This window comes from Duganella vulcania (assembly GCF_009857655.1).
Lineage (GTDB): Bacteria > Pseudomonadota > Gammaproteobacteria > Burkholderiales > Burkholderiaceae_D > Rugamonas > Rugamonas vulcania.
In genome coordinates this window covers 1-24345 of record NZ_WWCX01000069.1, presented here as the reverse complement: position 1 = coordinate 24345, position 24345 = coordinate 1, and the positions used below count along the sequence as shown (strand labels likewise).

Below are 24345 nucleotides of genomic sequence, written 5' to 3'. Positions count from 1 at the left end.
AGAGGACACCATGCACACCGCAGCGAACAACCTGGCCGCCAACGCGGTCACCTACGGCAGCAGCGCCATCGTGGCGCTGCAGAGCGGCGCCGCCCTGCCCAGCCAGTTCCTGACCTTCATGCTGGGCGACGACCCGTACGCGGTCGGCATCCTGCACATCAAGGAGATCATCGAATACGGCGCGCTGGCCACGGTGCCGATGATGCCGCCCTGCGTGCGCGGCGTGATCAACCTGCGCGGCGCGGTGGTGCCGGTGATGGACCTGTCGGCGCGCTTCGAGCGCGGCCCCAGCGCGATCGGCAAGCGCAGCTGCATCGTCATCGTCGAGGTGGACGGCGGCGACGGCAAGCAGGTGCTGGGCATGCTGGTGGACGCGGTCAACGCGGTGGTGGAGATCGCGGCCGGCGACATCGAGCCGGCGCCGTCGTTCGGCACCCGCATCCGGCCCGACTTCATCGCCGGCATCGGCAAGTGCAACGGCAAGTTCGTGATCCTGCTCGACATCGGCCGCGTGCTGTCGAGTGAGGAGATCGTCGAGATGGCGCGCGGCACCGTGGCCGGCTACCACGCCTGAGGCGGCGCCATGGCAGCCGTGATGATCACCGACCGCGAGTTCCTGCAGTTCCAGCGCTTCATCTACGAGGCGGCCGGCATCTGCATGGCCAACGGCAAGCAGGCGCTGGTCAGCGGCCGGCTGGCCAAGCGCCTGGCGCACTACCAGCTCGACAGCTACGGCGACTACCTGCGCCTGCTCGAGAGCCGCGCCCAGCCGGCCGAGCTGCAGGTGGCGGTCGACCTGTTGACCACCAACGAGACCTATTTCTTCCGCGAGCCCAAGCACTTCGCGCTGCTGCGCGAGCTGGCGCTGGAGGCGCGCGACCGGCACGCCACCATGCGCGTGTGGAGCGCGGCCAGCTCCAGCGGCGAGGAGGCCTACAGCGTGGCCATGGTGCTGGCCGACGTGCTGGACGAGGCGCCGTGGGAAGTGCTGGGCACCGACATCAGCACCCGCGTGCTGGAGCGCGCCCGCCGCGGCCACTATCCGCTGGAACGGGCCAGCCAGATGCCGCTGCCCTACCTGAAGCGCTACTGCCTCAAGGGCCAGGGCAGCGAGGCCGGCACGCTGCTGGTCGAGCGGTCGCTGCGCCAGCGGGTGCAGTTCCGCCACCTGAACCTGAACGAGCCCCTGCCCAAGCTGGGCAACTTCGACGTCATCTTCCTGCGCAACGTGATGATCTACTTCAACCTGGCGACCAAGCGCCAGGTGGTGTCGCGCCTGCTGGCGCTGCTGCGCCCGGGCGGCTACTTCCTGATCGGCCACTCGGAGACGCTGAACGACATCAACGACACCCTGGTCGCCGTGGCCCCCTCGATCTATCGCAAGCCATGATAGCGACGCCGACCATGCCCGACTCCAAGCTCATCGATATCTTTCTGATGCCCGGCGATTACTTCGTTGGCGATGAGCAGTTCCGCGTGCGCACGCTGCTGGGGTCGTGCGTCTCGGTCACGCTGTGGCATCCGGCCCTGCGCATCGGCGCCATGTCGCACTTCCTGCTGCCGGGCAGCGGCCGCCGCAAGAGCCACGACAAGCCCGGCATGTACGGCGCCGACGCCATGGACCTGCTGATCAGCGGCATGCTGCGCCGTGGCGTGCCGCTGGCCCAGTGCCAGGGCAAGATCTTCGGCGGCGCCGCCATGTTCCCCCGCAATATCAAGGTGCGCGACATCGGCCTGCAGAATGGCGACTACGCGCGCAGCCTGTTGCAGCAGCAGGGCATCCGGGTGGTGTCCGAGAGCCTGTTCGGCGAGGGCCACCGGCAGCTGATCTTCACCATCCGCAGCGGCGAGGTGCTGAGCCGGCAGGTGCCGCCGGAACTGGCCGGCGGTCCGGCGTCGCCGCACAAGGAGAAGCTATGAGCCCAATCAACGTGATGATCGTCGACGACTCGGCCGTGGTGCGCCAGGTGCTCAGCAGCCTGCTGAACGCGGCGCCCGGCATCAAGGTCGGCCACGCGGTGGCCAATCCGCTGCTGGCGATCGAGCGCATGAAGACCGAGTGGCCGGACGTGATCGTGCTTGACGTCGAGATGCCCAAGATGGACGGCATCACCTTCCTGCGCAAGATCATGGGCGAGCGGCCGACGCCGGTGGTGATCTGCTCGACGCTGACCGAGAAGGGCGCCCAGACCTCGGTCGAGGCGCTGTCGGCCGGCGCGGTGGCCATCATCACCAAGCCGCGGCTGGACCTCAAGCAGTTCCTGCACGATTCCGCCGACGAGCTGGTGTCGGCGGTGCGGGCGGCGGCCGGCGCCCGCGTCGGCAAGCTGGTCAACCGGCCGGCGCCGCCGCCGGTCACGGCCAAGCTCAACGCGGACGCCATCCTGCCGCCGTCCGAATACCGGCCGATGACCACCACCACCGAGCGCGTGGTGGCGGTCGGCACCTCGACCGGCGGCACCCAGGCGCTGGAGGAGGTGCTGACGGCGCTGCCGCGCGTCTCGCCCGGCATCGTGGTGGTGCAGCACATGCCGGAGAAATTCACCGCCGCCTTCGCCGCGCGGCTCGACAGCGTGTGCCAGGTGCGGGTCAAGGAGGCGGCCAACAACGACCGCGTGCTGCAGGGGCTGGTGCTGATCGCGCCCGGCGGCAAGCACATGCTGCTGCGCCGCACCGGCGCCCAGTACTATGTCGAGGTGGTGGACGGCCCGCTGGTGAACCGCCACCGGCCCTCGGTGGACGTGCTGTTCCGCTCGGCCGCGCGCGCGGCCGGCGCCAACGCGCTGGGCGTGATCATGACCGGCATGGGCGACGACGGCGCCGCCGGCATGCTGGAGATGCACAAGGCCGGCGCCCGCACCGTGGCCCAGGACGAGGCCAGCTGCGTGGTGTACGGCATGCCCAAGGAGGCGGTCAAGCGCGGCGGGGTGGAGAAGTCGCTGCCGCTGAACGCGATCTACCGCGAAATCCTGCAACAGCTTTCCTACTGACGGCGCCATCGTGAGCACCTCCATCCTGTCCGCCAGCCCCGCCGCCCCGCTGCACGTATGGAGCGGCCAGCGCGTGCTGGTGGTGGAGGACAGCCTGGTGCAGCGCGGCTACCTGGTCGGCCTGCTGCGCCAGCTGGACTTCGGCGAGGTGCTGGAGGCGGCCGACGGCGTCGAGGCGCTGGCGGTGCTGGAGCGCCTGGGCGGCGATGGCGTGTTCCTGGTGCTCACCGACCTGGAGATGCCGGGCATGGACGGCATCGAGCTGACCTGCCAGCTGCGCGAGCGCCAGCTGGCGCGCAACCTGATCGTGGTCAGCGCGCGCGATCCGCGCCTGCTGGAGGTGATCGAGAGCATGAACTTCGAGGATGCCTGCATGGACCTGCTGGGCACGCTGCTCAAGCCGGTGCAGCTGGACGCGCTGGCCATGCTGCTCGACCGCGCCGGCAAGAAGACCATCGTCAGCCCGGCCTGCGCGCGGCCGGAGATGCCGCCGCCGGAAGAGCTGGCGCAGGCCATCGCGCGCCAGGAATTCCTCCCCCACTTCCAGCCCAAGGTGACCATCCAGAACGGCCACCTGAAAGGCCTGGAGGCGCTGGCGCGCTGGCAGCACCCCACGCGCGGGCTGCTGGCGCCGCTGTACTTCATCGAGGCGCTGGAGGGCACGCCGCTGATGGAGGAGTTCACGCTGCTGATGGTGCGCCAGGTGCTGGACCGGCTGCTGGAGTGGAAGCGGCACGGCCTGCCGCCGCTGACGGTGTCGGTCAACCTGTCGGCCGACAACCTGGCCGAGCGCAGCTTCATCGACCGCCTGATGGCGCTGGTGAGCGGCTCGGGCGTGCCGCCGCCGGCGCTGGTGTGGGAAGTGACCGAGACCAGCGTGATGCGCCAGCTGTCGCAGGCGCTGACCAACATGGGACGGCTGCGGCTGATGGGCTTCGGCCTGGCGATGGACGATTTCGGCATCGGCTACTCGTCGATGCAGCAGTTCGCCCGCTGCCCGTTCACCGAGCTCAAGATCGACCGCGCCTTCGTGCACGGCGCCTGGCAGTGGCCGAACCGCCACATGGTGCTCAAGAGCGCGCTGGACCTGGGCCAGAGCCTGGGCGTGGCCACCGTGGCCGAGGGCGTGGAGACGCTGGCCGACTGGAGGCTGCTGCGCAGCCTGGGCTGCGACATGGCGCAGGGCTACCTGCTGGCCAAGCCGATGCCGGCCGGCGAGCTGGTGGCGTGGATCCGCCACGAGCGGCGCCGCCTGCGCGAACTGGCGGAGCAACCGTAGTCCGACGATACCAAACAGTTTTATCACCTGGGGGTCCATATGCTGTCTACATTAACGGTTAGAGCCAAGCTCATCATCCTGCTGTCGGTGGCGGTGCTGGCGCTGGTGGTGGTGGTCGCGATCGCCTTCACCGGCATGCGGCAGGACGCGGCCATGCTGATGGAGGTCGGCAAGAACCGGCTGCCGTCGGTGCAGGGGCTGCTGCAAGTGAGCGAAGGCCAGACCGCGATACGCTCGGCCAACCGCGCCATGGATACGGTGGCGGCCTACCCCGAAGACTTCGACCAGATCGCGCAGCAGATCAAGCGCAAGCAGGAGATCTGGGCCGGCATCGACAAGGGCTGGAAGATCTACGAGCCGCTGCCCCAGGAGCCGGAGGAGGAGGCGCTGTGGAAGGTGTTCGTCAAGCAGTGGGATGCCTGGAAGGCGCACGACACCGCGATCGGCGAGGCGGCCGCCAGGATCGCGCGGGCCGGCGCCGGTCCGCACAAGGAGCTGTACGTCGCGCTGCACAAGGCCATCTCGGAAGCCGGGCCGTTCTTCCACGAGGCCGAGGAGAGCTTGAACAAGCTGGTGGCGCTGAACGTCGGCTACGGCGACGCCGCCGTGCGCCAGGCCGACGCCTCGTCCGCGCGCGCGCTCAACCTGATGTACGTCACCGGCGGCGTGGCGCTGGCGCTGCTGGTGGCGATCGGCCTGCTGATCCTGAACGGCATCATGCGCCAGCTGGGCGGCGATCCGGCCTATGCGGCCGAGATCGTGCGCCAGGTGGCGGACGGCGATCTCAGCGCCGACATCGCGCTCCGCAACGGCGACAGCACCAGCCTGCTGGCGGCGATGAAGGGCATGATCGACAAGCTGTCGCACGTGGTGCAGGAGGTGAACAACGGCGCCGAGTCGCTGGCCAGCGCCTCCGAGGAGGTCAGCGCCACCGCGCAGGCGCTGTCGCAGGCCGCCAGCGAGCAGGCCGCCGGCACCGAGGAGACCAGCGCCTCGGTCGAGCAGATGACGGCGTCGATCTCGCAGAACACCGAGAACGCCAAGGTCACCGACGGCATCGCCAGCAAGGCGGCGCTGGAGGCGGCCGAGGGCGGCGAGGCGGTCGAGTCGACGGTGGCGGCGATGCGGCAGATCGCCAAGAAGATCGGCATCATCGACGACATCGCCTACCAGACCAACCTGCTGGCGCTGAACGCGGCGATCGAGGCGGCCCGCGCCGGCGAGCATGGCAAGGGTTTCGCGGTGGTGGCGGCCGAGGTGCGCAAGCTGGCCGAGCGCAGCCAGGTGGCGGCGCAGGAAATCGAGCAGGTGGCGTCGAGCAGCGTGCAGCTGGCCGAGAAGGCCGGCCGCCTGCTCAGCGAGATGGTGCCCAACATCCGCCGCACCTCCAACCTGGTGCAGGAGATCACGGCGGCGTCGGAGGAACAGTCGGCCGGCGTCGGCCAGATCAACGCCGCCGTCACCCAGCTGAGCCAGACGACCCAGCAGAACGCCTCCAGTTCCGAGGAGCTGGCCGCCACCGCCGAGGAGATGAGCGGCCAGGCCGAGCAGCTGCAGCAGACCATGTCCTTCTTCAAGCTGGCCGGCGCTTCGCGGCCGGGGCGTCCGGCCGTGGCGCGCAAGCCGGGCAAGCCGGGGCCGCAGGGCAAGGCGCCGGCGCGGCCGCGCGACAGCCACCGCATGGCGGAAATGAGCGATCCCGACGAATCGCATTTCGTCAAATTCTGAGCGAGGCGGCGATGAACACCATGACCATGCCAGCACAATACCTCAGCTTCATGCTGGGCCAGGAGATGTTCGCCATCGGCATCCTGGCGGTGCGCGAGATTCTTGAATACGCCGGCGTGACGCCGGTGCCGCAGATGCCGGCCTGTATCAGCGGCGTCATCAACCTGCGCGGCACGGCGGTGCCGGTGCTGGACCTGGCGCGCCGGCTGGAGCGCGCGCCGTCGCCGATCGGCAAGCGCACCTGCATCATCGTGGTCGAGGTCGACAGCGGCGATGACGGCGCCTTCGTGATCGGCATCCTGGTCGACGCCGTCAACGCCGTGCTCGACATACCGCCGGCCGAGATCGAGCCCGCGCCCAGCTTCGGCGCCCAGGTGCGCGCCGAGCTGCTGCAGGGCATAGGCAAGGTGGACGGCCGCTTCGTGCTGCTGCTCAACGTGCAGCACGTGGTGGCGGCCAGCGAACTGGCCGCGCTGGCCGAGGGCGGCGCGCTGGCGCAGGCTTCCTAGCCGGCGCATCCCGCGACTTCGTGGGATGCGCGCCACAGGTGGGAATTGGTGACATTTACTGCGGTCGATTGGTTCACAATGACACGTGACCCCCGCCGCAAACTGGAGAGTACGCTCATGTTCAAGCAGATGAAAATGGAAACCCGGCTGCATGCCGGCTTTGGCGGCATCGTGCTGCTGGTGGTGCTGCTGGGCGTGATCGCGTTCGCCAAGCTGAGTTCGCTGCACGCGCACTGGAACGATTTCGAGTCCATCACGCTGGCGCGCAAGAACGCCGTGCTGGAAGGCGTCACCGCCCACGGCGAGGCGGTCCATCACTTCAAGAATTACATGCTGCGCGGCGGCGACAACAACAGCAAGTTCCGCGCCGACCTGGCCGCCATCGACAAGAGCATGGGCGACTACAAGGCGGCCGGCGGCCTCACGCCCGAGGAGCAGGCGCTGCTGGGCGAAGTGATGGCCGGCACCCGCAGCTACGGCGACAGCATGACCCAGCTGGAAGCCATGCATGAGAAGGGCATGTCGGCGCAGGAGATGGACAAGTCCATCAAGGGCGCGGACGAAGCCATCGCCAGCGCCTTCCGCAAGCTGCTCAAGGTCAACGACGGCGAGACCAAGGCCGAATCGGCCGCCATGACCGAAGTGACCGACTCGGCCAAGCGGCTGATCCTGGGCATGGACATCCTGATCTCGGTGCTGGGCTGCGTGCTGGCGGTGTGGCTGGCGCGCAGCCTGTCGGGCATCGTGCGCGAGGTGCAGGCGGTGGTCGGCAGCCTGGCCGGCGCCTCCGAGGAGGTGAGCTCGACCGCGCAATCGCTGTCGCAGGCGGCCAGCGAGCAGGCCGCCGGCGTGGAGGAAACCAGCGCCTCGATCGAGCAGATGACGGCGTCGATCGCGCAGAACACCGAGAACGCCAAGGTCACCGACGGCATCGCCACCCAGGCCGCGGTGGACGCCGCGCGCGGCGGCGAGGTGGTCAAGGCCACGGCGATGGCGATGAAGCAGATCGCCAGCAAGATCAGCATCATTGACGACATCGCGTACCAGACCAATCTGCTGGCGCTGAACGCGGCGATCGAGGCGGCCCGTGCGCACGAGCACGGCAAGGGCTTCGCGGTGGTGGCGGCCGAGGTGCGCAAGCTGGCCGAGCGCAGCCAGGTGGCCGCGCAGGAAATCGGCAAGGTGGCGGCCGACAGCGTGGAGCTGGCCGAGCAGGCCGGCCAGATGTTCGACGCGCTGGCGCCGAACATCCGCAAGACGTCCGAGCTGGTGCAGGAGATCGCGGCGGCGTCGGAGGAGCAGAGCTCCGGTGTACGGCAGATCAACAGCGCGGTGGTTCAGCTGAGCCAGACCACCCAGGTCAACGCGGCCAGCTCGGAGGAACTGGCGGCCACGTCGGAGGAGATGAGCGCCCAGGCCGAGCAGCTGGGCCTGTTGATGGCGGTGTTCAAGCAGTACACGGTCGCCACGCCGCAGCGCAGTGCGGCGCCGCGCCGTGCCGCCGTGCTGAACGCGGGCGCCAGGGCGCAGCGTCCGGCGCGCAAGCTCGACCTGGTGGCCGACGGCGCGCCGGACGAGACCAAGTTTACGCGCTTCTGATTACGGCTTGACGAACTTCAGCGTCATGCGGTCGCTCTCGCCGATGGCCTTGTACTTGGCGCGGTCCTCGTCCTTGTTGGCGTAGGTCGGCGGCAGCGCCCACACGCCGCCTTTGTGCTCGGCGTTGTCCTTGGGATTGGCGTTGACCTCCGACTGGTCGGCCAGCTTGAAGCCCGCCGCCTCGGCCAGGCCGATCACATATTTCTCGTGCATATAGCCGGTGCTGGCGTCCTTGTCCTGCGTCTTGGCGGCCGGCAGGCGGTGCTCGACCACGCCGAACACGCCGCCCTTTTTCAGGCTGGTGTAGACGCTGCCGAACAGCACCTTCAGGTTGTCCGGCCCGGTTTCCATCCAGTTGTGGACATTGCGGAAGGTGAGCACCATGTCGACGCTGCCGGCCGGCGCGAACTCATACTTGCGCGGCGGCGAGAACACGCCCAGCGCCACCTTGTTGTACACCTCCGGCTTGGCGTTCAGGCGCGCCATGAAGCGCTCGGCTCCCTTGCGCTCGTTGGCGTCGGGCGAGGCCAGGTCGTTGCCGGCGGCGATCAGCTTGCCGTGGTCGCGCAGGTAGGGCGCCAGGATCTCGGTGTACCAGCCGCCGCCCGGCGCCAGTTCGACCACGGTCATGTTCGGCTTGATGCCGAAAAAGCTCAACGTCTCATACGGATGGCGATAGACATCGCGCTCCACATTGGCCGGCGTGCGCGACGGCGCCGCGATGGCGGCCTTCAGCGCCGCGTCCTCGGCGGCGAAGGCGCCGCCCGCGATCAGCATGCTGGTGGCGAGGATGGCAAGTACGGTTCGTTTCATGCAGGGTCTCCTGATGGATCATGGTTGTGGCGATGCGCAGCCGCTCGCCCAGCGCGATCATCGGCCAACCTTGCCAGATGGTCAAGCGAATTGGGACGGACACCCGGCGGACACTTGCGGACACTCCCGGACACTCGCGCGGACAGTCCGGCGGACATCCGGGCCACGGCAAACATGGCAAATGCACCAACTTGCAACATGAATACCCGTGGCACACATTTTGCCTATCTCGTTCCTTAATCCGGCGCTAATATTGCAAAACCCGCGGAAACGGCGGCGGATATTCAGGTGTAGTGCGAAGCAACGAGCGGTAACGAAGTAGTTCCAGCTGGAAGAGCAAATAAAAAGCAGAATCCCGGGCGACCGGCCCGCAATCTAATCCTTGCTGTTACGTTTTTGGAGATACGATGGAACGACGTGCATTCCTCAATGTTAGTAGTCTGGCCCTGGGTACGATGTTGCTGCCCGCCTTCGGCCGCGCAATCGCGGCGGAAGAGCTGCTCAAGCCAGTCGCCCTTCAATTCAAGAAAATGCTGGCCGACACCGCGATGACCGCGGCGACCCAGGCCGGCGCCTCCTACTGCGACGTGCGCGTGGGACGCTACCTGAACCAGTTCATCACCACGCGCGACCTGAACGTCGAAAACGTGGTCAACACCGAATCGGCCGGCGTCGGCGTGCGCGTTATCGCCGGCGGCGCCTATGGCTTTGCCGCCACCAACGACATGACGCCGGACGGCGTGGCGGCCGCCGCGCGCCAGGCGGTCGCCATCGCCAAGGCCAACGCCAAGCTGCAGACCGAGCCGGTGATCCTGGCCCCGGTCAAGGGCGTGGGCGAAGTGGCGTGGGCCACGCCCATCGTCAAGGACTGGCGCACCGTCGCCATCAAGGACAAGGCCGAGCTGCTGATCGCCGCCAACAAGGCCGGCATGGAGGGCGGCGCCAGCTTCATGCAGTCGCTGCTGTTCCAGGTGAACCAGCAGAAGTACTTCGCCTCCACAGACGGCTCCTACATCGACCAGGACATGCACCGCCTGTGGATGCCGGTGTTCGCCACTGCGGTCGACCAGAAGACCAACAAGTTCCGCTCGCGCCAGGGCCTGTCGGCGCCGGTCGGCATGGGCTACGAATACCTGGACGCCCGCCCCGAGCACAAGATCAAGGCGGCCGGCGGCGTGACCACGCTGTACACCAAGTCCTACGACCTGATCGAGGACGCGCGCGCGGCCGGCAAGCAGGCCAAGCAGAAGCTGACCGCCAAGTCGGTCGAGCCGGGCAAGTACGACCTGGTGCTGTCGCCGGAACACCTGTGGCTGACCATCCACGAATCGGTCGGCCACCCGACCGAGCTCGATCGCGTGCTGGGCTACGAGGCCAACTACGCCGGCACCAGCTTCGCCACGCTGGACAAATGGCAGTCGAAGAAATTCAAGTACGGCTCGGAACTGGTCAACATCGTGGCCGACAAGACCACGCCCGGTTCGCTGGCCAACGTCGGCTACGACGACGAAGGCGTCAAGTGCAAGCGCTGGGACATCATCAAGGACGGCATCCTGGTCAACTACCAGGCCACGCGCGACCAGGCCCACATCATCGGCGAGAAGGAATCGCACGGCTGCTCGTACGCGGACAACTGGAGCAGCGTGCAGTTCCAGCGCATGCCCAACGTCTCGCTGCAAGCCGGTAAGAAGAAGATGACCCCGGACGAGATGGTCAAGGACGTCAAGAAGGGCATCTACATCGTCGGCGACGGCTCCTTCTCGATCGACCAGCAGCGCTACAACTTCCAGTTCGGCGGCCAGCTGTTCTACGAAATCAAGAACGGCAAGATCGGCGAGATGCTGGAGGACGTGGCCTACCAGTCGAACACCCAGGAGTTCTGGAACGCCTGCGCCGGCTTGTGCGACGAGCGCGATTGGCGCATGGGCGGCTCCTTCTTCGACGGCAAAGGGCAGCCTTCGCAGGTGTCGGTGGTGTCGCATGGCGCCAGCACGGCGCGCTTCAACGGCATCAACGTCATCAACACCGCACGCAAAATCGGCTAAGCCCTGGAGACCACGAGATGAAGAATTTGAGTCAAGACGAAGCAAAACGTATCTGCGACAAGGTGCTGTCGCTTTCCAAGGGCGACCAGTGCGAAGTGAACATCACCGGCAGCCGCAAGGGCAATATCCGCTACGCGCGCAACGCCGTGTCCACCGCCGGCTTGATCGAGGATACGCAGATGACCGTGTCGGTCGCCTTCGGCAAGAAGCAGGGCATCGCCAGCATCAACGAGTTTGACGACAAGTCGCTGGAAAAAGCCGTGCGCCGCGCGGAGGACCTGGCACGCCTGGCGCCGGAGAATCCGGAGTTCATGCCGACGCCGACCAAGCAGGAATACAAGGCCAGCCAGACCTTCTTCCAGAAGACCGCCGACATCGATCCCGAATTCCGCGCGCAGGTGGCGGCTTACAGCATCGAGAACAGCAAGAAGAACAAGCTGGTGGCGGCGGGCTTCTTCACCGACAGCGCGCAGTTCACCACCATCGCCAACTCCAACGGCGTGTTCGGCTACCAGCAGGATACTGGGCTGGACTTCACCGTCACCGTGCGCACCGAGGACGGCCGGGGTTCGGGCTGGGTCAAGCGCAGCGTGGGTGACGTCAGCAAGTTCGACGCGCGCGAAGCGTCCAACGTGGCGATCGAGAAGGCCTTGAAATCGGTGGACGCCAAGGCGCTGGAACCGGGCCGCTACACGGTGATCCTGGAACCGGCGGCGACCTCGGACCTGCTGGGCTATATGTTCAACGGCTTCGACGCGCGCCAGGCCGACGAGGGCCGCAGCTTCCTGTCGAAGAAGGGCGGCGGCAACCGCATGGGCGAGAAGCTGTTCGACGAACAGGTCAACGTCTGGGCCGACCCGTGGGACAAGGACGTGGCGGTGCTGCCGTGGGACGGACAGAACATGCTGGCCCGCGAACGCATGGACATCATCAAGGGCGGCAAGATCGCCAATCTGGATTATTCGCGTTTCTGGGCGCAGAAGCAGGGCAAGCGCGCCGTGGGCTCGCCGGGAAATATCATCATGGCCGGCACCAACAAGTCGACCCAGGAGCTGATCGCCAACACCAAGAAGGGTGTGCTGGTGACGCGCACCTGGTACATCCGCATGGTCGATCCGCAGTCGGTGCTGCTGACCGGCTTGACGCGCGACGGCACCTTCTACATCGAGAACGGCAAGATCAAGCATCCGATCAAGAACTTCCGCTTCAACGAAAGCCCGGTGACGATGTTGAACAACATCGAGGAACTGGGCCGGCCGGAAATCCTGGCGGGTGACGAGTCGCAGTACCAGTTGCTGATCCCCGCGATGCGGGTGCGCGACTTCAACTTCACCTCGTTGTCGGACGCGGTGTAAGGCATCAGGGGCCGGAAGGGATTCCGGCCCTGTTACATTCATCAGGGAGTCAAAGTGGAACGACGTTCATTTCTAAAAATCGGCGCGGCGGCAGGCGGCAGTTTGCTGATACCGGTCTTCGGCAACGCCATCGCGGCCGAGGAGCTGCTCAACCCCATGGCCGTGCAGTTCAAGAAATCGCTGGCCGACGCCGCGATGAACGCCGCCACCAAGGCCGGCGCCAGCTACTGCGACGTGCGCATCGGCCGCTACCTGAACCAGTTCCTCACCACGCGCGACCTGAACGTGGAAAACATCGTCAACACCGAATCCTCCGGCGTCGGCGTGCGCGTGATCGCCAACGGCGCCTACGGCTTCTGCTCGACCAACGTCATGACGCCGGACTCGGTGGCCGCCGCCGCGCGCCAGGCGGTCGCCATCGCGCGCGCCAACGCCAGGCTGCAAACCGAGCCTGTGGTGCTGGCCCCCGTCAAGGGCGTGGGCGAAGTGGCGTGGGCCACGCAGTTCAAGAAGGACTGGCGCACCGTGCCGATCAAGGAAAAGGCCGAGATGCTCATCGCCGCCAACAAGGCCGGCCTGGACGCGGGCGCCAGCTTCATGTCGTCCAACCTGTTCCAGGTGAACCAGCAGAAGTACTTCGCCTCCACCGACGGCTCCTACATCGACCAGGACATCCACCGCCTGTGGGCGCCGCTGACCGCCACCGCCGTCGACAAGACCACCAACCGCTTCCGCACGCGCGACGGGCTGTCGTCGCCGGCCAGCATGGGCTATGAATTCTTCGACGCGTCTGGAGCCAACAAGATCAAGGCCGCCGGCAACGTCACCACGCTGTACAAGGGCGCCTACGATTTGATCGAGGACGCGCGCGCCGCCGGCCGCCAGGCCCGCGAGAAGCTGACCGCGAAAACCGTCGAGCCGGGCAAGTACGACCTGGTGCTGTCGCCGGAACACCTGTTCCTGACCATCCACGAATCGGTCGGCCACGCCACCGAGCTGGATCGCGTGCTGGGATACGAGGCCAATTACGCCGGCACCAGCTTCGCCACGCTGGACAAGTGGAAGAGCAAGAACTTCAAGTACGGCTCGGACCTGGTCAACATCGTCGCCGACAAGACCACGCCAGGCTCGCTGGGCTGCGTGGGTTACGACGACGAGGGCGTGGCCTCCAAGCGCTGGGACCTGATCCGCAACGGCATCCTGGTCAACTACCAGGCCACGCGCGACCAGGCGGCCATCATCGGCGAGAAGGAATCGCACGGATGCTCGTACGCGGACAGCTGGAGCAGCGTGCAGTTCCAGCGCATGCCCAACGTGTCGCTGGAAGCGGGCAAGAAGCCGCTCACGCCGGACGACATGGTCAAGGACATCAAGAAGGGCATCTACATCCTGGGCCGCGGCTCGTACTCGATCGACCAGCAGCGCTACAACTTCCAGTTCGGCGGCCAGCTGTACTTCGAGATCAAGAACGGCAAGATCACCAACCAGCTGGAGGACGTGGCCTACCAGTCCAACACGCAGGAGTTCTGGAACGCCTGCTCGGCGCTGTGCGATGAACGCGACTGGCGCATGGGCGGCTCCTTCTTCGACGGCAAAGGCCAGCCTTCGCAAGTGAGCGCGGTATCGCACGGCTCGCCGACCACGCGCTTCAACGGCATCAACGTCATCAACACCGCTCGCAAGATAGGATAAACAATGAAGATGCTGAACCAGGAAGAAGCAAAACGCATTTGCGACAAGGTGATGTCGCTGTCCAAGGCCGACGAGTGCCGCGTGCAGATCAGCGGCAGCCGCAATGGCAATATCCGCTACGCGCGCAACGCCGTGTCGACCGCCGGCCTGACCGAGAATACGCAGCTGACCGTCAGCGTCGCTTTCGGCAAGCGCCAGGGCACGGCCTCGATCAATGAGTTCGACGACAAGGCGCTGGAACGCGCCGTGCGCCGCGCCGAAGACGTGGCGCGCCTGGCGCCGGAGAATCCCGAGTTCCTGCCGGCGATCAAAAAGCAGGAGTACAAGTCGTCCTCCACTTATAACGAGGCCACCGCCGCCATCGATCCCGAATACCGCGCCGAAGTGGCGGCGGCCAGCATCAACGCCTGCCGCAAGCAGGGACTGGTCGCTGCGGGCTTCTTCAGCGATACCACCGGCTTTGAAACGATCGCCAATTCGAACGGCGTGTTCGGTCACCAGACCTTGAGCAATCTTGGCTTCACCATCACCACCCGCACCGAGGACGGACGCGGTTCCGGCTGGGCCACGCGCTCGGCCACCGATGCGAAGAAGTTCGACGCACGCGAAGCCTCCGAGATCGCGATCGAGAAGGCGTTGAAATCTGTGGACGCCAAGGCGCTGGAACCGGGCCGCTACACGGTGATCCTGGAGCCGGCGGCGACGTCGGAAATCATCGGCCGCATGTTCGGCGCCTTCGATGCGCGCCGCGCCGACGAGGGCCGCAGCTTCCTGTCGAAGAAGGGCGGTGGCAACCGCCTGGGCGAGAAGCTGTTCGACGAACAGGTCAACGTCTGGGCCGATCCGTGGGACAAGGACGTGCCGGTGCTGGCGTGGGACGACTCGTCGATGCTGGCGCGCGAACGCGCGGACGTGATCAAGGGCGGCAAGGTGGCCTCGCTCGACTACACCCGTTACTGGGCCGAGAAGCAGGGCCAGCGCGCGTCGGGCCGGCATGGCAACATGATCATGGCGGGCGGCGGCAAGTCGACGCAGGAGCTGATCGCGTCGACCAAGAAGGGCGTGCTGGTCACGCGCACCTGGTACATCCGCATGGTCGATCCGCAATCGCTGCTGCTGACGGGCCTCACGCGCGACGGCACCTTCTACATCGAGAACGGCAAGATCAAGCATCCGATCAAGAACTTCCGCTTCAACGAAAGCCCGGTGTCGATGCTGAACAATATCGATGAACTGGGCAAGCCGGTGGTGATCGGCGGCGACGAAGTGCGTTACCAGATGCTGATCCCGCCGATGAAGGTACGCGACTTCAACTTCACCTCCCTGTCGGACGCGGTGTAAGGCAGGGCCGTGGCCAACTACGATTTTTACTTCACCCGCCTGACCTACGAGTCGGGCGACTGGGATGTCGACATCCGCATGCCGAGCAACGTGCTCAATTCGTTGGTCGAATACACGACGCTGCGGGTTGATCCCGTCGAGCGCATCGTCGCGCTGTCGGACCCCAAGATGCTGGAAGCGCCGTTCTGCTACTTCGCCGGCCACAAGCTGGTGCAGTTCACGCCGGCCGAGCGCAAGAACCTGGAGCGCTACATCAAGGGCGGCGGCTTCCTGTTCGTGGACGACTGCAACCACGATATCGACGGCCTGTTCGCCAAATCGTTCGAGGCCGAAATCGCCCGCATCTTCGGACCGAAAGCGCTGCACAAGATCCCGAACTCGCATCCGGTGTATTCGAGCTTCTTCCATTTCGACGGCCCGCCCAACACCAGCGTGGAACTCAACGGCTGGGGCGACGATCTGGTGCACGACTACCTGAAGGCGGTGGAAGTCGGTGGCCGCGTGCGGCTTTTGTACAGCAACAAGGACTACGGCTGCGAGTGGGACTACGACTTCCGCAACAAGCGCTGGCTGGTGGTCGACAACACCCGCTTCGCGGTCAATATCATTCAATATGCGTTGGGAGCCTGATCTTGGATAGTGCAATCGCCTGGAGCGAAAATGAAATCGGCGCGTTGAGCGCCAAGGTGGCGGCGCTGAAGGCGAGCATGTCCCGTGTGATCATCGGCCAGGAAAACGTGATCGATTCGCTGATCATCTGCCTGCTGGCCGGCGGCCATGCGCTGGTGGAGGGCGTGCCGGGACTGGGCAAGACGCTGCTGGTCAAATCGCTGTCGCAGGCGACGGACATGGACTTCCATCGCGTGCAGTTCACGCCGGACCTGATGCCGTCCGATATCGTCGGCACCGAGATCCTGGAAGAGGACCACGCGACGCGAAAGCGCGAGTTCCGCTTCCAGCAAGGGCCGGTTTTCACGCAGGTGCTGCTGGCCGACGAGATCAACCGCGCACCGCCGAAAACGCAATCGGCGCTGCTGGAGGCAATGCAGGAACGCAGCGTGACCTTCGCCGGCCAGACGCACAAGCTGCCCAAGCCTTTCTTCGTATTGGCGACGCAGAACCCGATCGAGCAGGCCGGCACCTATCCGCTGCCGGAGGCGCAGCTGGACCGCTTCCTGCTGCGCATCGACGTGGTGTATCCGACCGAGGAAGAGGAGATCGCGATGGTCTCCGCCACCACGCACGCCGGCTTGAAGGATGCCGATCCGGTGATGGACGTGGCGACGCTTTTGCGCCTGCAGCAGCTGGTGCGTGATATCGAAATCGGCGACCACCTGCTGGCCTATGCGACGCGCCTGGTGCGCGCCACCCGTCCGGCGTTGACGACGGTGGCGGCGGTGAAGAAGCACGTGGGCTGGGGCGCTGGCCCGCGCGCGGGGCAGGCGCTGGTGCTGGCCTCCAAGGCGCGCGCGTTGATGCACAACCGCTTGGCCGTCACGCGCGAGGACATCGGCGAGATGCTGCTGCCGGTGCTTGCGCATCGCGTGATCCGCAACTTCGAAGCGGAGGCGGACGGTGTGGCGATCGCTGACATTCTGCTGGCGCTGCGCGAGCATATCCGCCCAGATTAAGCCGCGATGCAATCGAATTTCAAACCGTCCGCGCCGGGGACGTCTTCGCCCGCCGCCGCCATGACGGCGATGATGGCGCAGACCAAGGACCTGGACCTGGTGATCCGCCACGTGCTGGCGGGGCTGGGCCACGGCCTGCACGCGGGCCGAGAGCGCGGCGCCGGCGTCGAATTCTCCGAGTACCGCGCCTATGCGCCGGGCGACGAGTGGCGCCGCGTCGACTGGAAGCTGCTGGCGCGGGCCGACCGCTACTTCGTCCGAGAGGCGGAGCGCGACAGCCACGTCGCCACCTGGTTGTGGCTGGACGCCAGCGCATCGATGGCGGAGCCGAGCCGCGAGATCAACGGCGTCGACAAGCTGTGGTTCGCGCGCACCGTGCTGGCCTGCGTGGCCGCCATCGCGCAGCGGCAGGGCGACGCATTCGGACTGGTGGTGTGCAGCGGCGGCAAGGTCGAATTCACGCAAGCCTCGCGCGGGCCGCGCCAGTTGCAACGCGTGCTGGCGCAGCTGGCCAAGGCCAGGCCGGAAGGCGGGCTGCCCAGCGCCGAGGTGCTGAAGGCGAATTTGCACTTCGCCCGCTCACCGAGTCTGATATTCGCCGCCAGCGATTTCCTCGACTGGCCATCGCCGCTGAGCGAAGCGCTGCTGCGCCTGCGCAGCCTGCGGCATGACGTGCGTCTCCTCACCTTGCGCACGCAGGCGGAGGTGGACGCCAGCTTCAAGGCCGGCGCGGCCTATCGCGACCCGGAGCAAAGCGACGGCCTGCACCGCATGAGCAACGCGGACCGTGACAGCTACAGGCAGCAAAGCCGCGCGCATTTCGACGCGGTGGCGACCAGCTGCCGCCAAAACAATATCGTCCACTACGAAGCGCGTATCGAGCAACCGTTGGGCGGCGTGTTGCGCAGCTGGTTGCAGCTGGCGGGAGCGCGCGCAAAATGATGTCGAGTTCTTATCCATTGTGGTGGCTTGCGCTGCCGGTGCTGCTGCTGCCGGTGTGGTGGCATCGCCAGAAGCGCCAGCGCCTGAAGGCCGAGCCGCTTGCGACTGCGCGCTTCCTGCCATCGGCCGCACCGGAGCAGTTGCGTGTATGGCGATGGCGCGACCGCTTGCTGCTGCTGGTGCGCTGCCTGATGCTGGTAACGCTGATCGCCTGGTTGGCCGCGACCATCTTCCCCTGGCACGGCGACACGGTTCTGCTGGACGCTGGCGCCGACAAGGCCTGGGCCGAGCAACAAATCGCTGCCGCCGGCATGGGCGCCGCCCAGCGCATCGAACTGCCGCCGAACGGCCTGCAATGGCTGCGCCAGCACGAACGCGACTGGCGCCCCAGCGCGCGCCTGCTGATCGTCGCCCGTGGCGAACAGATAGCGATGCCAGCCCGCGTACCACCGTTCAGCCACCAAATCGACCTGCGCACCAAGCTGCCACCCGCCGCCGCCGCTGCCGCCACCTCCGCGCCGGCCGTTCCCGCCGCGCCGCTACGCGCCGAGCACCACATCGTGCTGGCCGGCGCGCAGGAGCAGGGCGCTGCCTGGCGTTCGTTGCTCGCCGCCTTAGGCCGCGCCGGCGATGGCGCCGGACGCTACACGCTCACCGCCGAACCTGCCACCGCGACAGAGCTGATCATCTGGGAATCACCATCCGCGCCGCCCGCCAGCTGGCGCGCCCCGCACTGGTGGCTGGCCGCGCCAAGCCCCGCGTTCCCCGAACTGGCAAGCGCCTCCACACTGACCATCAACGGCGTCACGTTGAAATACGCCGATTCGCCGCGCGGCCGACTGTGGGCCTCCGACGCCTTCCCCCCACGCGACGCCGACACCGCCCGCGAGCTCTACGAAGCCTGGCAGCAGCTAAGCCCCGCACCGGCTCCGGCCTACCCGATGCCATCGCAAACACTGGGCACCACGCGCAGCGCGCTGCCTGCCATCACCGACGCCAAGCCCGCCGCCTGGCTGGCGCTTGTCCTGCTTGCGCTGTTTTTACTCGAACGGATACTGAGCCATGCACGGCGAAGCTGACACCCTGCGCCGCCACCTGTGGGCCGCCGTCCTGCGCCGCCGCGTCCCCCAATGGCTGGCCGCATTGGCGCCGCTGGCCGCAGCCCTGGTCCTGCTGCACGCGGCCCGTCCGCTGGTGATCGCGGCCATGCTGCCGTGGGCCGCCTGGCTGGTCATCGACATCCACCGCTGGCGCCAGCGCATCAAACGCGAATGGACCTCCTGGCTGAACGCCGCCATCCCCGCACTGGAAGACAGCTGCACCCTGCTGGCCGCCGACGCCATCACGCCTATCGCAAGGCTACAGCAACAACGCATGCAAGCCCGCCTCGCCGACGTGCTGGGTGACGACGACTACCGCAACATCGCCCGCAGCCGCGTGCGAATGAGCATCCTGCCCATCCTGCTAAGCCTTGCCGCGGCAGGCGCCGCATGGGGCTACCACGGCAAGCAGACCGCCGCCAGCGCGCCGGCCGCCAGCATGCAGGCCTCAAAACCCATCGTCGACGGCGAAATCTACCTGCGCGTAACGCCGCCGGCCTACACCGGCGCCAAGCCATTTGAAACCGCCGCCCGCGACATCCAGGTACCGCAGTTCTCCGAAGTGCGCTGGTGCGTGCGCAACCCCAGCGGCGCGCAGCCGGCGGTGGAACTGGGCGACGGCGCCAGCCTGCCCGTCACCGAAGCCTGCGCGATGAAGCGCGTGGAAGAGTCGCTGTTCTGGCGCGCACGCGGCAAGAACCGCACCCGCTACAACATCCGCGTCACGCCCGACCAGGCGCCGCAAGTGACCATCGTCGAGCCGAACGAATTGATACATATCCTCTCCAGGGATGCGAAGACCGCCCAGATGTCCGTCAGCATCCGCGACGATTACGCTATCGTCCGCGCCAGCCTTCACATGACGCTGGCGCGCGGCAGCGGCGAGAACATCCGCTTCACCGACCGCGAAGTGCCGCTGCCTCAATCGGCCGATCCGAAGATCCGCAACTGGAAAAAACAATGGACACTGGCGGAACTCGGCATGGAGCCTGGCGACGAGCTGTATTTCTTCGTGCGCGCCACCGACAACTCGCCGGACAATCCGCACACCACCCAATCGCCCACCTACACACTGCGCCTGCCCGCACCGGAAGCGGAAAGCCTGGACGCCACCGCGCTGCCGGCGCTGGCCAAGCCGGAGAACCTGCGCAGCCAACGCCAGATTATCATCGACACCGAACAGCTGGTTGCCGACATGCAGGCCCACCCCAACATGCCGACGGCCACAGTGCGCGCGCGCAGCGAAGCCATCGCCTCGGACCAGGCCAGCCTGCGCCTGCGCTACGGCCAGTTCCTCGGAGAAGAATCCAGCCTGTTCGGCGATGAACACGACCACGAAGGCGAAGAACACCACGGCGGCAAGGCGGCCTTCGGCAGCGAGATGTCGGTGGTGAAGGAGTTCGGCCACGCGCACGACCAGGAAGACAACGCCACCATCTTCGACCCGAAGACCAAGGCGATACTGAAGCGCGCACTGTCCGCCATGTGGGATGCGGAAAAATCGCTGCGCGCGATCTCGCCCAGGACCGCGCTGCCGCCGGAGTACAAAGCGCTGGACGCGATCAAGGAGCTGCAGGCCGCCGAGCGGATCTACCTGCACCGCACCGCCTTCGTGCCGCCTGCACTGAAGGAAGAGAAGCGCATGAGCGGCGATATCGTCGGCGTATTAAGCTACAAGCGCGCGCAAGGCACCGCCGGCGACACGGTGCCTGCCGAAGTGCGCGAACTGGTGCAGGCCTTGTCGCAGGACGGCGCGCTGCCGGCCCTGTGGAGCAAGGCCGCCCGCGACACCATCGCCGCCCGCATCACCGACCAGGAGCAGAAACTGAGCGCCCAACGTTCGGTGCAGGACGTGCAGGACGGCTGCGCCGCCTGTCGCGGCGAACTGCGCGCGTGGTTGCGCGGCACGCTGACGGACGCCCCGGTGCTGCTGCAAGCGCGGTCGTCGACGGACACGCCGTTCCGTCAGGCCTGGAGCGGTAAGGAGCCGCCGAAATGACGAACATGGAATTGACGGCCATCGCCGTACCCGCAGCAGCGCTGGCCGCCGGCGCGGTCAGCGCCATGCTGTATGGCCGCAAGCGAAAATGGATCGATGCCGCGCTGATCGTGGTGGCCTCGTCGACGCTGGCGATCGCGCTGGCCGATATACGCTTGCCGCAGGCCGGCGAGAGTGTCGCGAAGGTGACGACCGACGCATCCGGCGGCATCAGCGAAGCGTCCCTGCTGGCGATAGCGCACGCCCAAACCATCGCCTTGAGCGGTGACGGCCTGCGCGAAGCGGAGTGGCGCGACCTGCCAGCGCGCCGTGTGCAGTGGACGCCTGGTGCGGCCGACCAGCTCTGGCTGGACTTCCCGCGCTCGATACCGCTGGGCCGCATCTTCACGCTGACGGTGCGCCGCGCACCGTCGCAGGCGGGATGGCGCTTGCAGCTGCTGGCCGAGAACAAGCAGGTGCTGGCGGACTCCAATCTGTCCGGCGCCGAAACACAGTCGCTGAGCGTGCAATGGCTGCCGCCGGTGGCGGAGGCCATGGTATTGCAGGCCCGCCTGCTGGACGCCGCCGGCAAGGTGATCGCCCAAGGACCGATACCATTGCAGGTAAAGGACCCGACACCGTTGCAGATACAGGGCCGCTTCGATGCACCATCGTTCGACGCGCGCGCCTTGAACCAGCTGCTGGCCGACGGCAACGCGGTGTTGGACTGGAGCGTCACCCTGGGCAAGGCCGTGGCGCGCAGCGAAACCGCCCGCGCTCCGCTGACGGCGCCGAATGCGATGTTCGTTGATGCGGCCTACGTGGAACACATGAACCCTTCCGCGCGCGGCGCGCTGCTGGCCCAGACGCGGCAAGGCGTGCCGCTGGTGGTACTGGGTGCGAACGCCGCCGATGCCGCGATGTGGCAGCGCGAGTTCGGCCTGCGGCTGCATCCGCAATCGCCCACCACGGAGAAGGAAGACACGCGCCAGTTCACCGTCGCCGGCACCGTGCTGGCGATGCCGCCCGCCGCCCTCAACCCCGGCGAGGACGCCAACTCACTGTGGTCCGTGGCGGCGCGCGACAGCAAGAAGCAGCCCTGGCTCTGGCAGCGAGATCTTCAGCACGGCCGTGTGGTGTGGGTCGGCGTATCGGACTGGCACCGCTACGCCATCAACTCACCGCAAGCGCTGGCCTTGTGGTGGCAGGGCGCGATGGACAAGATCACGCTGGCGGGGATCCAGAAAACCAGCTGGCGTATGCCGGACCCGATGCCGCTGCGAGGCTTGCGCAGCGAAGTATGCGTCGAGGGCGGCACTGCAGCAAGCGCGCAGCCGGTCGACGGCGGCCCCGCGCTGCCGTTGCTGGCGCGCGCCGACAAGGCCGATTCGCGATGCGGCGCATGGTGGCCGCGCAGTGCCGGGTGGACGAGGTTCGATGCGGCCGGCATGGAGGCGCCGGCGCTGGAGTATGTCTACGACGTCAAGGACTGGCCGGCGTGGCAGCGGGCCTTGCGGCGCGACGCCACCGCGACCTATGCGGCGCGGGCCGCCGGTGACGGTGGCCGCGCCGGTGCCGATGGCGTGGCCGCCGCCGGCCGTTCCTTGCCGGTTGCGCCTTTCGCTCTGGCGTTTGCCTTGTGCATGCTGGGCCTGTGGTATCGCGAGTCCGGGCAGCGCCAGTAAAAAAGACCCTGCAACCGCGGTCGCAGGATCAAGGCCGGCCTGGTACTTTGGCCGGCATCCTTGGAACGTCGATCAGAACTTGTAGTTTAGCAGCAGCACCGCGCCCTGCGGCTGCCCGGCCGGGAGCGTGACGCGGCAGGCGATCTCCACGCCGGCGACGATAACGACATCATCCTGTTCGCGCAACGGCGCGGCGCCGGCAGTGGCGGCTTTGGCAATCTGTTTGAACGTATGCATAGTGATCCGTTCCTGGTAAAGCACCAAGGCTGAAGTATCACGCCACGTTAGAGTCAAGCATGGGTGGTGGGTTCCCGCGCGGCCTGCGAGAGGCGCTTCAATTAAAATAGTCGCATTGGAGCGCTTTCGGGAGGATGCAATGCGACGTTATATACAGCGATTGAGACTGCGCGGCGGCCAGTTGCTGCTGGCCGCCATGTTGTGCGGCGTCTGCCGCGCCGCGCCCATCCCCGACGCGACGCTGGAGAAGATGCGCGCGGCGGTGGCGGAGTGCGTCGCCCAGCGGATGTCACCCGATCAAATCTGCCTGCGGATGCACGCCAAGTTCGGCTATACCGTTTACGCCCGCAGCGTTTTTGGCGACAAGGGCACCGATATCCTGGTGCAGAGCGGTGATGGCCCCAACATCACCTTCCTGACGACGATAGGAAGGGTTCCCTATTGCAGCGCGGCGCGCGGCTGTCCCGGCTAATGGCGCAGCGTTACCACTTCTGCCAGCCCTTCACATAGGCCGGCGCGGCGTGGGTGCAGGCTGGATCGGTGATGGGCTTCATCTGCACACGCTCGAACGGCAGCACGCCCGCCCACACCGGCCAGCTCATGTCCTCCTCGTCGTCCTCCGGGGCGCCGGCGCGCACCTTGCAGGCCGCTTCGTCGAGCGCGATGCGCATGATGGTGGTGGCCGCGTATTCCTTGTCCGAGCCCGGACGGATGTCGGCCTGGCGGCCCGGCGCCAATTTCTCCATGAACGCTTCCATCGTGCGGCGCCGCTCGCCCTCGTCGGCCACCAACTCGAAACGGCCGTACACCATCGCCGAGCGGTAGTTCATCGAATGATTGAACGCCGAACGCGCCATCACCAGGCCGTCGAGGTGCGTGATGGTCACGCAGGTCTCGCTCTCCGTCAAACGCTTGAGCATGCGGCTGCCGTTGGAACCGTGGATGTACAGGTGGTTCCCCTCGCGCCAGCAGGCGGTCGGAATGCAGTGCGACCCACGGTCGTCGGCGAAGGCGATGTGGCACAGGTAGGCGTCGTCGATGATCGCGTGCAGCGTGGCGGTGTCGTAATGCGCGTTGGTCGGAATGCGGCGGACGCGGGTGCGTTCGCTCGGTGCGGCGTGGGTTGCTGGTTCGGTCATGATCTCCATCCAAAAAGGTTGAAGCCGAAATATAATGGCTGGCTGGCCCCTTAAACAGGTCCAGTAATCGTCATTTTCATGGAGCCACGAATGGACTTTGCCTTGCTGATCGACGGCTACGCCGCGCAGAACCGCCATCGCGGCTGGCCGCGCCAGCGCATGCTGCACGAATGAGATCGGCAGAGCGCCGCGTAGGGGACGAGTGGGGTAATTAGTGTAGCTCTCGGGGGCCGCCGCATCGTTAAAGAGTCGTAATGCGCGTTGGTCGGAATGCGGCGGACG

The 24345-nt window shown here is 66.6% G+C and carries 22 protein-coding genes; 19 read left to right on the top strand and 3 right to left on the bottom strand.

Features of this window, described 5'->3' with window-relative positions; genetic code table 11:
• Positions 1-10 precede the first annotated feature (10 nt).
• The 8 genes from GTP90_RS26110 (at position 11) to GTP90_RS26075 (ending at position 8105) form a co-directional block, all read left to right on the top strand.
• The gene (locus GTP90_RS26110; RefSeq protein WP_161086245.1) at positions 11-574 is read left to right on the top strand and encodes a chemotaxis protein CheW; all 564 of its coding nucleotides are present in this window, start codon (positions 11-13) and stop codon (positions 572-574) included.
• Between the two features lie 9 nt (positions 575-583).
• Positions 584-1390 carry a CheR family methyltransferase gene (locus tag GTP90_RS26105; protein ID WP_161086244.1) on the top strand — a complete coding sequence of 269 codons (807 nt, stop codon included), beginning with the start codon at positions 584-586 and terminating at the stop codon, positions 1388-1390.
• A 14-nt stretch (positions 1391-1404) separates the two neighbouring features.
• Positions 1405-1920, top strand: coding sequence for a chemotaxis protein CheD (locus GTP90_RS26100; RefSeq protein WP_254452049.1), 516 nt, complete (start codon positions 1405-1407; stop codon positions 1918-1920).
• Entirely contained in the window at positions 1917-2990 is a 1074-nt protein-coding gene (locus GTP90_RS26095; protein WP_161086242.1) for a protein-glutamate methylesterase/protein-glutamine glutaminase, read from the top strand. Before GTP90_RS26100 ends, GTP90_RS26095 begins: the two co-directional genes overlap by 4 nt.
• Positions 2991-3000: 10 nt before the next feature.
• A complete protein-coding gene (locus GTP90_RS26090; RefSeq protein WP_371875131.1) occupies positions 3001-4269 on the top strand; it encodes an EAL domain-containing response regulator in 1269 nt (422 codons plus the stop codon).
• A 39-nt stretch (positions 4270-4308) separates the two neighbouring features.
• The gene (locus tag GTP90_RS26085; protein ID WP_161086241.1) at positions 4309-5997 is read left to right on the top strand and encodes a methyl-accepting chemotaxis protein; all 1689 of its coding nucleotides are present in this window, start codon (positions 4309-4311) and stop codon (positions 5995-5997) included.
• A gap of 11 nt (positions 5998-6008) precedes the next feature.
• Positions 6009-6506, top strand: coding sequence for a chemotaxis protein CheW (locus tag GTP90_RS26080; protein WP_161086240.1), 498 nt, complete (start codon positions 6009-6011; stop codon positions 6504-6506).
• Positions 6507-6623: 117 nt separating this feature from the next.
• A complete protein-coding gene (locus GTP90_RS26075; RefSeq protein ID WP_161086239.1) occupies positions 6624-8105 on the top strand; it encodes a methyl-accepting chemotaxis protein in 1482 nt (493 codons plus the stop codon).
• Here GTP90_RS26075 and GTP90_RS26070 read toward each other — a convergent pair whose 3' ends face one another.
• Positions 8106-8918: a class I SAM-dependent methyltransferase gene (locus tag GTP90_RS26070; protein ID WP_161086238.1), complete on the bottom strand. Its 813-nt coding sequence runs from the start codon at positions 8916-8918 to the stop codon at positions 8106-8108.
• Between the two features lie 407 nt (positions 8919-9325).
• On the opposite strand from GTP90_RS26070, the gene GTP90_RS26065 reads away from it, so the two are divergent.
• Genes GTP90_RS26065 through GTP90_RS26020 form a run of 10 tightly spaced genes read left to right on the top strand, consistent with a single transcriptional unit; the run spans position 9326 to position 22687 of the window.
• Positions 9326-10963, top strand: coding sequence for a TldD/PmbA family protein (locus GTP90_RS26065; RefSeq protein WP_161086237.1), 1638 nt, complete (start codon positions 9326-9328; stop codon positions 10961-10963).
• 17 nt (positions 10964-10980) lie between these two features.
• Positions 10981-12318, top strand: coding sequence for a TldD/PmbA family protein (locus GTP90_RS26060; RefSeq protein WP_161086236.1), 1338 nt, complete (start codon positions 10981-10983; stop codon positions 12316-12318).
• Positions 12319-12372: 54 nt separating this feature from the next.
• Positions 12373-14010, top strand: a complete 1638-nt coding sequence (locus GTP90_RS26055; protein WP_161086235.1) for a TldD/PmbA family protein — start codon at positions 12373-12375, stop codon at positions 14008-14010.
• Between the two features lie 3 nt (positions 14011-14013).
• Positions 14014-15351: a TldD/PmbA family protein gene (locus tag GTP90_RS26050; RefSeq protein ID WP_161086234.1), complete on the top strand. Its 1338-nt coding sequence runs from the start codon at positions 14014-14016 to the stop codon at positions 15349-15351.
• 9 nt (positions 15352-15360) lie between these two features.
• A complete protein-coding gene (locus GTP90_RS26045; RefSeq protein ID WP_161086233.1) occupies positions 15361-15981 on the top strand; it encodes a DUF4159 domain-containing protein in 621 nt (206 codons plus the stop codon).
• A 2-nt stretch (positions 15982-15983) separates the two neighbouring features.
• Positions 15984-16982, top strand: coding sequence for an AAA family ATPase (locus GTP90_RS26040; RefSeq protein WP_254452048.1), 999 nt, complete (start codon positions 15984-15986; stop codon positions 16980-16982).
• A 6-nt stretch (positions 16983-16988) separates the two neighbouring features.
• Positions 16989-17924, top strand: coding sequence for a DUF58 domain-containing protein (locus GTP90_RS26035; protein WP_161086232.1), 936 nt, complete (start codon positions 16989-16991; stop codon positions 17922-17924).
• Positions 17921-19003 (top strand): BatA domain-containing protein, encoded by a 1083-nt coding sequence (locus GTP90_RS26030; protein ID WP_254452047.1) that lies wholly within the window; start codon positions 17921-17923, stop codon positions 19001-19003. Before GTP90_RS26035 ends, GTP90_RS26030 begins: the two co-directional genes overlap by 4 nt.
• On the top strand, positions 18987-21023 hold the full coding sequence (locus tag GTP90_RS26025) for a DUF4175 family protein (RefSeq protein ID WP_161086231.1): 2037 nt from the start codon (positions 18987-18989) through the stop codon (positions 21021-21023). The genes GTP90_RS26030 and GTP90_RS26025 overlap by 17 nt, the downstream gene beginning before the upstream one ends.
• Positions 21020-22687 (top strand): hypothetical protein, encoded by a 1668-nt coding sequence (locus GTP90_RS26020; protein ID WP_161086230.1) that lies wholly within the window; start codon positions 21020-21022, stop codon positions 22685-22687. Before GTP90_RS26025 ends, GTP90_RS26020 begins: the two co-directional genes overlap by 4 nt.
• Positions 22688-22759: 72 nt before the next feature.
• Here GTP90_RS26020 and GTP90_RS26015 read toward each other — a convergent pair whose 3' ends face one another.
• On the bottom strand, positions 22760-22924 hold the full coding sequence (locus GTP90_RS26015) for a hypothetical protein (RefSeq protein WP_254452046.1): 165 nt from the start codon (positions 22922-22924) through the stop codon (positions 22760-22762).
• 139 nt (positions 22925-23063) lie between these two features.
• Between GTP90_RS26015 and GTP90_RS26010 the strand changes: the two genes are divergently transcribed.
• Positions 23064-23396, top strand: a complete 333-nt coding sequence (locus GTP90_RS26010; protein ID WP_161086229.1) for a hypothetical protein — start codon at positions 23064-23066, stop codon at positions 23394-23396.
• A gap of 10 nt (positions 23397-23406) precedes the next feature.
• On the opposite strand, the gene GTP90_RS26005 is transcribed toward GTP90_RS26010, so the two are convergent.
• Entirely contained in the window at positions 23407-24072 is a 666-nt protein-coding gene (locus GTP90_RS26005; RefSeq protein WP_161086228.1) for a pyridoxamine 5'-phosphate oxidase family protein, read from the bottom strand.
• Positions 24073-24345 lie beyond the last annotated feature (273 nt).

Bases quoted from the DNA above. Each gene is read 5' to 3' on its own strand.
- GTP90_RS26085 (WP_161086241.1), top strand. From the start codon at position 4,309: ATGCTGTCTACATTAACGGTTAGAGCCAAGCTCATCATCCTGCTGTCG.
- GTP90_RS26005 (WP_161086228.1), bottom strand. From the start codon at position 24,072: ATGGAGATCATGACCGAACCAGCAACCCACGCCGCACCGAGCGAACGC.
- GTP90_RS26095 (WP_161086242.1), top strand. From the start codon at position 1,917: ATGAGCCCAATCAACGTGATGATCGTCGACGACTCGGCCGTGGTGCGC.
- GTP90_RS26015 (WP_254452046.1), bottom strand. From the start codon at position 22,924: ATGCATACGTTCAAACAGATTGCCAAAGCCGCCACTGCCGGCGCCGCG.
- GTP90_RS26020 (WP_161086230.1), top strand. From the start codon at position 21,020: ATGACGAACATGGAATTGACGGCCATCGCCGTACCCGCAGCAGCGCTG.
- GTP90_RS26105 (WP_161086244.1), top strand. From the start codon at position 584: ATGGCAGCCGTGATGATCACCGACCGCGAGTTCCTGCAGTTCCAGCGC.
- GTP90_RS26060 (WP_161086236.1), top strand. From the start codon at position 10,981: ATGAAGAATTTGAGTCAAGACGAAGCAAAACGTATCTGCGACAAGGTG.
- GTP90_RS26100 (WP_254452049.1), top strand. From the start codon at position 1,405: ATGCCCGACTCCAAGCTCATCGATATCTTTCTGATGCCCGGCGATTAC.
- GTP90_RS26070 (WP_161086238.1), bottom strand. From the start codon at position 8,918: ATGAAACGAACCGTACTTGCCATCCTCGCCACCAGCATGCTGATCGCG.
- GTP90_RS26080 (WP_161086240.1), top strand. From the start codon at position 6,009: ATGAACACCATGACCATGCCAGCACAATACCTCAGCTTCATGCTGGGC.
- GTP90_RS26065 (WP_161086237.1), top strand. From the start codon at position 9,326: ATGGAACGACGTGCATTCCTCAATGTTAGTAGTCTGGCCCTGGGTACG.
- GTP90_RS26010 (WP_161086229.1), top strand. From the start codon at position 23,064: ATGCGACGTTATATACAGCGATTGAGACTGCGCGGCGGCCAGTTGCTG.
- GTP90_RS26035 (WP_161086232.1), top strand. From the start codon at position 16,989: ATGCAATCGAATTTCAAACCGTCCGCGCCGGGGACGTCTTCGCCCGCC.
- GTP90_RS26030 (WP_254452047.1), top strand. From the start codon at position 17,921: ATGATGTCGAGTTCTTATCCATTGTGGTGGCTTGCGCTGCCGGTGCTG.
- GTP90_RS26025 (WP_161086231.1), top strand. From the start codon at position 18,987: ATGCACGGCGAAGCTGACACCCTGCGCCGCCACCTGTGGGCCGCCGTC.
- GTP90_RS26075 (WP_161086239.1), top strand. From the start codon at position 6,624: ATGTTCAAGCAGATGAAAATGGAAACCCGGCTGCATGCCGGCTTTGGC.
- GTP90_RS26050 (WP_161086234.1), top strand. From the start codon at position 14,014: ATGAAGATGCTGAACCAGGAAGAAGCAAAACGCATTTGCGACAAGGTG.
- GTP90_RS26110 (WP_161086245.1), top strand. From the start codon at position 11: ATGCACACCGCAGCGAACAACCTGGCCGCCAACGCGGTCACCTACGGC.